We start from the raw sequence: 11139 nt of genomic DNA, 5'->3' as shown, positions 1-11139 counted from the left end.
ATATACACTATACATGGATTGAGTCAATACTCATTCAATTTCTTTCCAAAATAGATAAAACAGCAAAGTAATCCGAAAAGTCGAATGACCTTCCAGGCTACTTTGCTGTTCATTTTTCTTGCTTTCTTCAGTTGTGTTTCTTGGCACGCATTTTACTTTTTTACTTACGAACTGGTTATGACCTTATCCACCAGACCATACTCGACGGCTTCCGCAGCGGTCAGGAAGTAATCTCGGTCTGTATCCTTTTCAATCCGTTCCATCGGCTGTCCCGTATGATCGGCAAGCAGCTTATTAAGGCGCTGACGGTGCTGGATAATTCGGTTGGCATGAATCAGCATATCCGAGGCCTGCCCCCGTGTTCCGCCAAGCGGCTGGTGAATCATGATTTCGCTGTTTGGCAACGCCAACCGTTTTCCTTTTGTTCCACCAACCAGCAGAATCGTACCGAAGCTGGCTGCCATGCCTGTGCAAATCGTAGAAATGTCAGGTTTCACGAATTGCATCGTGTCATAGATGGAGAATCCGGCAGTCACGGAACCACCAGGACTGTTAATATACATCTGAATATCCTTCTCTGGGTCCTCTGCGGTCAGAAACAACAACTGGGCAACGATCGCATTGGCCATCTGATCCTCAATTTCGCCGGATACCATAATGATCCGATCTTTCAGCAAACGGGAATAAATATCATAGCTCCGCTCTCCACGGGCTGTCTGTTCAACAACATAAGGTACCACGTTCATGCACTTTGCCTCCCAGGTTTACGCAACCATGGTGACCATATATCCTCCCCCATACGACATTGAATTCGTACCGGAGCTTGAATAACTGTACATCACTGGTTGCATCGATTGAGACGGCAGAGTCTGCTGCAAAATCGTTCCCGCCACAGCCATCGGATCATCGGTCTGATTCAGGCATAAATCAATTAAGCGAGCTGTATTACCGCTACGGAACGCCAGTAAATAACTGCGCAGTTCCTCCCGATTTTGCTGATGCTCTTCCAATGGATTGGTCTGATCAGCATCCGTTTCGTTCAGGCTGTGCCTCACTTTCGCCAGAGCAGAGCGGGCACGACTCAGGGCAGCTTTGACCGCCCCTTCCGTCGTGTCCAACAGTTCAGCAGTCTCTACCGTCGTGTATCCCATCAAATCACGTAACATATATATCGCTCGCTGCCACGGTGGCAGTTCATCCACAAGGATTTGAACAGCGGACTCGACTTCCTCGAATCGCTCTTCTTCCTCAAATTCTTGCATAAATGGCTTCATGCTTTCCAATTTGCTTGCCAAGTTCTCACGCTTCCGTATGGCGTCAATCCAGCTGTTTCGTGCAACACGGATGAGATAGGCTTCCCAGTTCATGTCCTCTGTCATTCCCGTTCTTCGGGTAGCTGAAAAGGATAGTGCTTTAACACATGTATCCTGGACCAGATCCTCCGTCTCCCAGACTGAACCAGTCAATGACATGCAATAGGCGTACAACGAGCCCAGCAGGCTCGGAAGTGCAGCTTCAATCGTTTGCTCTAACGTATATCCGACTTGAACATCGGAATGGCTATATGGTTCAACCTGTTTATCATCATGTGGTCTGTTGATTCTGCAATCCACGGACTTCACAAAGGCCATGTTTGGGGCCCCCCTTTGTTGGTTCCTGATTGATCTTGCTTCAATTCACTTGCTGTAATTGTCTTACACTATGTAAACGAAGAACCCCCGGCAAAGGATACGCTCTTCTGAATTTATTTTTAACATGGTTGTCCTATTCTCCCAGCTTCACCTTCAGACCAGTAAGTGCCAACGTAATCCCCTGATCCAGATCATAATTCTGGCGTACATCGACGTCGTGAGACATATGTGTAAAATAGGTCTGGCCCGGCTTCAATTCCTGCAACAGCTCCTGCGCCTCAACCATATCGTACACCGAGCGTGTGGAGAATTCCGCAAGTTCATGAACAAAGCTCGTTCCGAGTATCAACAGATCCAATCCGTACAAGGGCTGCTTCTCCGAAGCCTTCAAATCAATGGCATCCGAGCAATACGCCCAGGTGTATCCTTCACGCTCCAATCGATAAGCATACGAGTAGCCATTATGACCGTGACAAACTTTCCAGGAGTGCACCTTCCATCCACCGAGCTCGATATTCGCATCCGTTTCCAGGAAATTCATATGACGACCGAGCCATGGAAATTGACTCTGGATGGTTGCGATCACCTCCCGTGGTGCATACAACTGTCCTTTTACACCCAACCAGCGGCACGCATCTGCCCATTCGGGCAAGCCTCCAATGTGATCAAAATGCGCATGTGTGATCAGCAACGTCTGCACCATCCGCATCCCCTGGTCTTCCATCTGTGATCTCCAGTCCGGTCCGCAGTCAATCATGAAAGGTTCGTGCTCTCCATCACTTTGAATCAAAACAGCAGCACGTTTGCGGCGATTGATCCCCGTAAGCCGGGCTTCTGTGCAAACGTCACAATCACAATACACCCGCGGAACACCCATCGCATCCCCGGTTCCCAGAAATGTTAGCTGATTCATTATGAAAGTCCCCTCTCTATCCCGGAAGCAATGCATCCCAATTTCATGTTCCATCCAATAAATGATATGTAGATTGTAATCTCCCACCTCTGTTTTTGCAAAAAAAAAGACCATCCCGCCGCAGTTATTCACTGCAAACGGGACAGTCTGTTGTTTCATTAAACCAAAGCCCGCAGCTTCAACGTCAGCTCTTGGCCCTCAGGTACATCTTTGGATTCGGTAATCACCCAGTTTGATGCAAGGCGTTTTGCCAGCACATCGGCCTGCTCCTGTTTTAATTTCAACCCGGTTACGATGCCTTCACCAACAGTGAAGTCTTTCTCTGGCTGTAATCCGAAGGACTTCTCCAAGTAGATGCCCAGACCACCACGAGTGTTAAAGGTAATCCGGTAGCCGTCTTTGACCGCACCTTCCAGATTTTCGCCATGCTCGTCCGCATAGGAGAAAAGATCATCATAGCTGTAGTGCTCCTCAGACACGGCATCAAAAGCAGTCACATCTTTGGCTTGTATCGCTTCCAACAAAGCTGCATCCGACATGCCTTTGCCACGAGCCTGTTCCAACCGAATGGCTGTATTTTGGGACAACTTAACCTCAGTGCTCATCCAACTCACACCTTCCTGTCACTATATATCATTATTCCATTGATATTTCTAATCCATTATATCCTGTCTCGATAGCCGGATACAAAGTGTCCTGGTGAAACTTCCATCCACTCCGGTTCTTCATCCCGTCCTCGAGCGGATGGGTTGGTATCTCCACTGTAGATCGGCGGCATCACGTTCCGCACCGTTGGATCAGGTACAGGAATTGCCGCCAGCAGTGCCTGGGTATACGGATGTACCGGATTACGGTACAGTTCTTCTGTTGGTGCTACTTCCACCAGCTTACCGCGATACATCACACCGATTCGGTTCGAGATGTGACGTACCATGGACAGATCATGGGCAATGAACAAATAGGTCAGTCCCAGCTCTGCCTGCAAATCTTCAAGCATATTGACCACCTGTGCCTGTACGGACACATCCAGAGCGGATAACGGCTCATCACACAAAATGAACTCCGGGTTCACCGATAATGCACGGGCAATACTAATCCGCTGACGCTGCCCCCCACTGAATTCATGTGGATAACGCTCCGCATGCTCTGGCTTCAGACCCACACGGTTCATCAGGTCAAGCGCTCGCCCCTTCATCTCTGCCTTGGAAGCATAATTATGAATTTCCATCGGTTCACTAATAATCTGCAGGACATTCATACCCGGATTTAGTGAAGAATAGGGGTCCTGAAAAATCGTCTGCATCCGTTTGCGAAATGGCTTCAACTGGCGTTCATTCATCTTCGCAACGTCCTGTCCGCCAAACATAATGCTTCCGTCCGTCACATCATAAAGTCTTACGATGCTTCGTCCAGTCGTTGATTTGCCACAGCCGGATTCACCGACCAGTCCAAACGTTTCTCCTTTGTGAATATGAAAACTGACGTTATCCACGGCTTTCACGACGTCTTTGCCTTTGCCAGCACCACGTACCGGAAAATGTTTTTTCAGGCCACGCACGTCCAGCAGCACTTCACGCTGATCGGTCCCTGTACTCATTGCCCCACCTCCTCTGACGATGCTCCTGTTTGTACTTGTTGTTGTTCCCGACCCTCATCGTCCAGCAACCAGCATAGCGCTCGATGACCAGGTGCAGTCTCGGTATACGCAGGCATCTGTTTGCATACTTCCATGGCGTGTGGGCAACGTTCCATAAACGGACATCCAGTTGGTGGATGAAGCAGATTGGGCGGTGTACCTTCAATGGTTGCCAGCCGCTGGCGTCCACCTTCCTCGCCGTGCTTCGGAATGGAGCGCAGCAATCCCTGAGTATACGGATGCTGCGGATGAGCGAAAATTCGCTCCACTGGTCCCTCTTCCATAATAAGTCCACCGTACATCACGATCACTCGGGTACAGACCTGAGCAACAACACCAAGGTCATGCGTAATCATCAGAATGGACGTCTGAGTGGACTCTTTCAGTTCCTGCATAAGCTGCAAAATCTGTGCCTGAATGGTCACATCCAGCGCTGTCGTCGGTTCATCCGCTATCAATAACTCCGGCTTGCAGGACAAGGCCATGGCGATCATTACCCGCTGTCTCATGCCCCCGCTAAACTCATGTGGGTATTGATCAATTCGTTCTTCCGGGGAAGGAATGCCCACTTGTCGCAGCAACTCAATTGCTTCCTTGCGTGCAGCCAACTTGTCCATTTTCCGGTGACGACGAATGACCTCTGTCATCTGTTTGCCTACACGAACGACTGGATTAAGTGATGTCATCGGGTCCTGGAAAATCATCGAGATGCGGTTGCCCCGGATTTTGCGCAGTTCATTGTCCGACTTGGTCAGCAGATCCTCTCCGCGGAACAGAATCTGACCATCCGTAATCCGGCCTGGCGACTGGATCAGCCGAATCAGCGAACGGGCAGTTACACTTTTTCCACTGCCGGACTCGCCGACCAGTCCAACCACTTCGCCTTCTTTTAACGTAAAACTCACACCCCGGACGGACTGTACCTCACCTTCCCGGGTTGCAAAGGACGTTTTCAGTTGTTTGACCGATAATAAATCTGTCATTGTTGTATTCACCCCGCTGTTTACATAATATGGGTTTTTGAATATATAAGTTAAAAGGATTAATTACATACTGGAACACTACGTGATCAACTCAACTTCAATTATCTATCGCTTGTTCGCTTTAGGCTCGAAGGCTACGCGGAACACATCTCCCAGGAAGTTAAACGACAGCACCGTCAGCAAAATAAACAATCCCGGGAAGATCGCCATATATGGCGCTTCACTAATAAAGCCCTGTGCGTCATTCAACATGCTGCCCCAAGAAGAGTTTGGCTGTTTAACACCCAGTCCGAGGAAGCTTAGCGATGATTCCATCAGAATCGCACTTGCGATGTTGATGGTTGCTGCGACAATAATGGTTGGAATAATGTTGGGAATAATGTGCTTCATGATGATTCGGCCAGGCTTTTGACCCGATACTCGTGCATAAAGTACGTATTCCCGCTGCTTGACCGACATCGCCTCAGCCCTGACAATCCGGGCTATATTCATCCAGCTCAGCACCCCGATAATGACAATAATCGTACCGATCCCCGGCTTAAGATATGCGTTCAGGATCAGCATCAGAAAGAAGGATGGAATCGACATGAGCACATCAACAATACGCATCAACGTATTATCTACCCAGCCGCCAAAATAACCACTAACCGTACCTACGAGTGTTCCCACAATAACGGCGATTGCCATCGACAGAAAACCTACGGCGAGAGACACTCGTCCTCCGTACAACGCCCGAGCCAAATAATCCCGTCCGTAATCGTCCGTACCAAACCAGTGATCTGCACTTGGCTGTTGAAGCCGCTCCATCACTACAATTTCATTAGGATCATGTGGGGACAGAAACGCAAACAGGGATGCGAGCACAAAGATGCCCAATATGATGACAGCCGCAAGGCCCAGTTTCTGCTGTCGGAACTGCGTCCGTAAATTACGCCAGCGCATTGAATTCATTTTTGTCTCACCCCGTTGTCTTGATTCGTGGATCTACCACGCCATATAAGATATCAGCTACCAGGTTTCCGACGACCAGCAGCACAGAGGACATCATCGTAATGCCCATAATAATCGGATAATCCAGACCATGAACCGCCGAGATCCCGAGAGATCCCATTCCCGGCCATGAGAAAACGGACTCCGTAATAAACGCTCCCGCAATCAGCTCTGGCAAAGACATGCCGAGAATGGTGATTACAGGCAGCAGTACATTTTTGAGCACGTGACGAAGCAGTACCGTTCCTTTGGTTGCGCCATAGGCATACTGAATTTGAACATAGTCCTCTTCCAGTTGACTGATCGTATTCGAACGAATATACCGCATGTACACGGATACGTTCATGAAGGTCAATACGGTACATGGCAAAATGCCGTGTTTGATTATATCCCAAGCGGAGTCCATACCTACCGTTCGCATACCCATGCTTGGTAACCAGTGCAGCTCTACTGCAAAGAAATAGATCAGCATCATACCGAACCAGAAGCTAGGAATCGATATCCCGATATACGAGATTAAGCTGAGTCCACGGTCAAACAGACTGTTCTGACGCGAACCCGCAATCATGCTCAGCGGAATGGAGATCAGCAAAGACAATAATAGCGATGCCCCCATCAATCCGAATGTAGCGGGCAAGCGTTCAACAATCATTTCGGCAACCGGGCGATGGTTCACCAGCGAATAACCAAGGTCGCCAGACAGTACATTTTTGAGCCATACGACATATTGCACGTACATCGGTTGATCAAGACCGAGGTTTTGCCGAATACGCTCCACATCTTCTGCCCCCATATTCGGGGTAACAAAGGAAAGCACCGGATCGCCCGGCGCCAGCTTGATCAAGGTGAACGATACGATGGAGATTACAAAAAGAAGAGGGATCGCTTGTGCGATCCTACGGACAATATAGTTGTTCACATGGGCACCTCCGAATCAACGCCGGCCTCGCGGCCGGCGTTATTGGCTTGTAACTTATTTTTTAAAGATTTTGGACAGATCTTCAAGCATAACGACTGGTTTCGGATTTGCATCTTCAACGCCGCCGTATGTGTTATCCACAGCCACTACAGCTTTCGTGTAGGCGATTGGATATACAGTCATTTCGTTTGCTACAGTTTGTTGGATTTGTTTGTACAAATCGCCACGTTTCGTTTCGTCAATTTGAACGGCTGCTTCATTCCACAGCTTGTCGAAATCTGCATTTTTGTAATGAGAGTAGTTGTATGCCGCATCACTCAAGAAGAGAGATTTGTAAGCATCCGGCTCATAACCCATGATGTATCCACCAAAGGACAATTCAAAGTCTGTATTGTTCATGTCCAATGTACGGTTACCATAAGCCGTTCCATCCATCGGCAGCAATTCCACTTCAATGCCCACGTCTTTCAGCTTTTGCTGAATGTACAGCGCTTGGCTTGTTTGTGGTTTGTTGGTGTTTGTGTAAGCAAGACGCAATTTCAGGTTGCTTACGCCTGCATCAGCCAGCAATTGTTTTGCTTTTTCCACGTTGTAGTCGTATTTCTCAACATCATCCGTTTGGTACAGCGTGTCCGGTGTCAGAATCGACGGAGCCGGTTCAGCAAAATCAGCTGAGGAATACGAAGCGGTGATCAGTTCATTTTTATCCAAAGCATAAGCAATGGCTTGACGAACTTCTTTCTTTTGCATCGAAGGCACGTTCAGGTTGAACACCATGTATTGCAAGCGGCCTTCCGGGTAAGTCAGCATGTTGAATTTGCCTGTGTCATTCAATTTGTTGTAATCCTGTGTGTCGACCATACGCATTTGAATCTCGCCGTTTTGCAAAGCCAGGTTCGCTGCATTTGGGTCTTTCGCTACACGATACGTCACGCTATCCAGATGAGCTTTGCCAGCAAAGTAGTCATCAAAACGTTCCAGGGTTACGTATTCGCCCGGACGATATTCCTTGAACTTGAACGGACCGGAACCGATCGGGTTGTTGTTTTTGTCGCTTTTCTCAATATCGGCTTCGCCTTCGAAAATGTGTTTAGGGATTGGCGAGAAAGAAACCAATGCTCCTTCAAAAGCAGCAGATACTTCCGGCAATTTGAATTCCACCGTCAGGTCATCGACCTTGGTTACTTTTACCGGTTTGCCATCAAAAACATACTGACTACGGGAAGAACTGTGCTGTTTCTCATCAAGGATGCTATCCATTGTGAACACAATATCATCCGCTGTCAGAGGCTGTCCGTCATGCCATTTCAGGCCGTCTTTCAGCTTCAATGTATACGTCAGGTGATCATCAGAGAAGCTGTCGCTTTCTGCGAGAACATACGTTTTTTTACCATCATTCACATTGAACAGTGGAGCATATAAGGATTGATCAATCGTCAACGTTACACGGTCACCCGCATAGATCGGATTCATCACTTTAGGATCATCCTGAACAGCAATAATGATGCTTCCTCCGTCTTTCGGTTGCCCATCATCCGTTGTCGCTGTATTTTCTGCGTTATTAGACGAAGAACTTGTTCCGTCACCGCTGCTTCCGCATGCACTCATGATTGCTACAACCAGAACCAGCATCAATGACAGCCACATTTTTTTCGATTTCATTATGATATTTCCCCTCGCTGTAATTTAACGTTCTGTTAGATAGTATAGGCAAGGATTCGACAAATTGCAACGATTTTTTCCAACTTAACCTATCGGGTTTAAATGAAATAACATTATTACCTATCAATGCAAAAAACCTCCAGATCACGTTGTATCGTGAAATGAAGGTTTGAATGACAATTAATCTCCTGATATTCAATACCAAGATGAAGCTCGTACGATCCTACAACCCGGCCAACACCTGGTACCATACGCCTCGTTTGGAATACAGTGTACTGCGTACTTTGTCCCATCCACCGAGGTAGTTAATATCGAACAGACCTTCAGGCGTTGGGAACGAGGACTTCGTCTCTGCAAACACTTCAGGGTCTACCGAACGGAAACCGTGCTTGGCAAAAATGCGCTGTGCTTCCGACGTACTTAGATAGGCTACAAAAGCCTCCGCCAATTCACGATTGCCATGCTTATCCGCATATTTGTCCACGACAACCGCCGGATTCTCAATCAGGATTGTGTTTTTGGGAACCACAATGTCGTAATTTACACCCTTCGCAATCCGGGCAAGCAATTCATTTTCATATGTGACGATAACATCACCCACGCCATATTCGAAAGCCGCCATGGAGGAACGGCCACTCTTATCCAGTGACTCGACATTCTCATGTACTTTTTCCAGAAAAGCTTTAGCCACGGCAGGATCTTTCTTCCCTTGCGCCTCAGACAACTTCAACCCTGCACCATAGATGGCATTAATGTCCCACTGCGCTCCGCCTGACGTCTTGGGATTAGGATACAGCACCTTAACCCCCGGCTTGGTCAAATCTTCAAAATCGCGAATACCCAGCGGATTGCCTGCTCTTGTACCGAGAACAACGATCGAGCGAGTGATCATGCCATCATTTGGTGCCTGTTTCCAGTTGGAGCTGACCAGATCAGCTTTGACCAGCTTGTCGATATCACTTTCCATCGCCAAAAGCGCAACATCAGCTTCGAATCCACCAACAATGGCTCTTGCTTGTGTCCCTGAGGCTTCATAGGATTCTTGAAAGTGAACCGTCTGTCCAGTCTTGGCTTTCCATTCCGCCTGGAACTTGGGCAATAACTCTCCGACGGCGTCTTTGGCTACACTGTAAGCACCGATAACCAATGTATTGGATTGGTCGTCTGTCGAGGTTCCGTTCTGTCCGCTTGCATCCTCCTGCTTGCTACATCCAACGGTCATGCAGACGAGCAGAAGCATGAGGACAACGTATAAAGGGTTGATTTTCTTCTTCATCGTCTGCATGGGCAGCACCTCTCTCCAAAATTCTAGAACATTTCTGAAGCAAGTGATCTTCAATTAGATGATGACCGGCATTGGATCTTCCTTCAATCGGTTCTCCACAACCCAGCTATGGGTATCATTGAACAGATATGCCCGATGCACGAGTACCCGGATCTGTTGGCCAACTTGCAGCGTTGTTTTCTCCAGTGAACGGTACGTAATGAGTTTATGGCCCTCAACTTCCACTTCCACCATCCATTCACTTCCGCGGAAATGAAGGTGTTTGACGATACCCTTTTCAGTAGCGGATAGCATGCTAAACTCGTTCTTCAAACCGATTTCGATATACTCAGGCCGGATCAGCGCACGGGTGCGCTCCCCTTCCACCGCATGTTCGAAGCCCTTGAGCTGTGAAGCATCCTCCACGACGGTAGATTCCCCGATAAATGTAGCCACAAAAGGGGTCTCTGGATTTTTGTAAATATCCCAAGGTGTGCCCTTTTGCTCCAACCGTCCTTGGCTGATAATCATAATTTCGTCGGCAACTTCAATTGCTTCATCCTGGTCATGGGTTACAAAAATCGAAGTGATGCCCACCCGTTCAATCAGTTCTCTCAACCACGAACGCAATTCCTGACGGATCTTGGCATCAATCGCGGCGAACGGTTCATCCAGCAGCAGCAGCTGGGGCTCTGGGGCCAATGCTCTGGCAAAAGCGACACGCTGCCGCTGTCCACCAGACAACTGATGTGGATAACGCTGTTCGAAACCTTTCAACCCTGTCAATTCCACCAACTCCATGACCCGATCACGGATCTGGGCTTTGGGGGCCTTTTTTACCTTGAGTCCAAAGGCGATATTATCAAATACCGTCATATGTTTGAACAAGGCATAGTTCTGAAATACAAATCCGATTCCCCGCTCCTGCGGAGGCAGATGGTTTACGACCTTTCCGTGAAAACGAATCTCTCCGGAACCCGGATTCTCCAGCCCTGCCAGCATACGCAGAATGGACGTTTTCCCACCTCCGCTGGGCCCCAGCAAACCGATCAGATGGCCTTTGGCAATATCGAACGAGACATCTTTTACCGCATGAAAATCACCGAAATGTTTATTCAGATCACGGACTTCCACATGCATC

At 48.3% G+C, this 11139-nt stretch carries 11 protein-coding genes; all 11 read right to left on the bottom strand.

Going from position 1 to position 11139, the window contains the following annotated elements; all coding sequences use genetic code 11:
- Positions 1 to 164 precede the first annotated feature (164 nt).
- Positions 165 to 746: an ATP-dependent Clp endopeptidase proteolytic subunit ClpP gene (gene clpP, locus DC345_RS03455; RefSeq protein ID WP_113051913.1), complete on the bottom strand. Its 582-nt coding sequence runs from the start codon at positions 744 to 746 to the stop codon at positions 165 to 167.
- Between the two features lie 18 nt (positions 747 to 764).
- Complete coding sequence (locus DC345_RS03450) at positions 765 to 1631, bottom strand: RNA polymerase sigma factor (protein ID WP_113051912.1); 867 nt, start codon at positions 1629 to 1631, stop codon at positions 765 to 767.
- Between the two features lie 133 nt (positions 1632 to 1764).
- Complete coding sequence (locus DC345_RS03445) at positions 1765 to 2544, bottom strand: MBL fold metallo-hydrolase (protein WP_113051911.1); 780 nt, start codon at positions 2542 to 2544, stop codon at positions 1765 to 1767.
- 158 nt (positions 2545 to 2702) lie between these two features.
- On the bottom strand, positions 2703 to 3149 hold the full coding sequence (locus DC345_RS03440) for a hypothetical protein (RefSeq protein ID WP_113051910.1): 447 nt from the start codon (positions 3147 to 3149) through the stop codon (positions 2703 to 2705).
- A 56-nt stretch (positions 3150 to 3205) separates the two neighbouring features.
- Positions 3206 to 4141: an ABC transporter ATP-binding protein gene (locus tag DC345_RS03435; RefSeq protein WP_113051909.1), complete on the bottom strand. Its 936-nt coding sequence runs from the start codon at positions 4139 to 4141 to the stop codon at positions 3206 to 3208.
- Positions 4138 to 5163, bottom strand: coding sequence for an ABC transporter ATP-binding protein (locus DC345_RS03430; protein WP_113051908.1), 1026 nt, complete (start codon positions 5161 to 5163; stop codon positions 4138 to 4140). The genes DC345_RS03435 and DC345_RS03430 overlap by 4 nt, the downstream gene beginning before the upstream one ends.
- A 105-nt stretch (positions 5164 to 5268) precedes the next feature.
- Positions 5269 to 6114 carry an ABC transporter permease gene (locus DC345_RS03425; protein WP_113051907.1) on the bottom strand — a complete coding sequence of 282 codons (846 nt, stop codon included), beginning with the start codon at positions 6112 to 6114 and terminating at the stop codon, positions 5269 to 5271.
- A 7-nt stretch (positions 6115 to 6121) separates the two neighbouring features.
- A complete protein-coding gene (locus tag DC345_RS03420) occupies positions 6122 to 7072 on the bottom strand; it encodes an ABC transporter permease (protein WP_064639956.1) in 951 nt (316 codons plus the stop codon).
- Positions 7073 to 7126: 54 nt separating this feature from the next.
- Positions 7127 to 8734, bottom strand: a complete 1608-nt coding sequence (locus tag DC345_RS03415) for an ABC transporter substrate-binding protein (protein WP_113051906.1) — start codon at positions 8732 to 8734, stop codon at positions 7127 to 7129.
- A gap of 223 nt (positions 8735 to 8957) precedes the next feature.
- Positions 8958 to 10019, bottom strand: a complete 1062-nt coding sequence (locus DC345_RS03410) for a sulfate ABC transporter substrate-binding protein (protein ID WP_113051905.1) — start codon at positions 10017 to 10019, stop codon at positions 8958 to 8960.
- A gap of 54 nt (positions 10020 to 10073) precedes the next feature.
- Positions 10074 to 11138, bottom strand: coding sequence for a sulfate/molybdate ABC transporter ATP-binding protein (locus DC345_RS03405; RefSeq protein ID WP_076291736.1), 1065 nt, complete (start codon positions 11136 to 11138; stop codon positions 10074 to 10076).
- Position 11139 lies beyond the last annotated feature (1 nt).

The sequence above is a fragment of the Paenibacillus taichungensis genome, from assembly GCF_003287275.1.
GTDB lineage: Bacteria > Bacillota > Bacilli > Paenibacillales > Paenibacillaceae > Paenibacillus > Paenibacillus taichungensis_A.
This window is presented reverse-complemented; position numbering and strand designations above follow the sequence as displayed.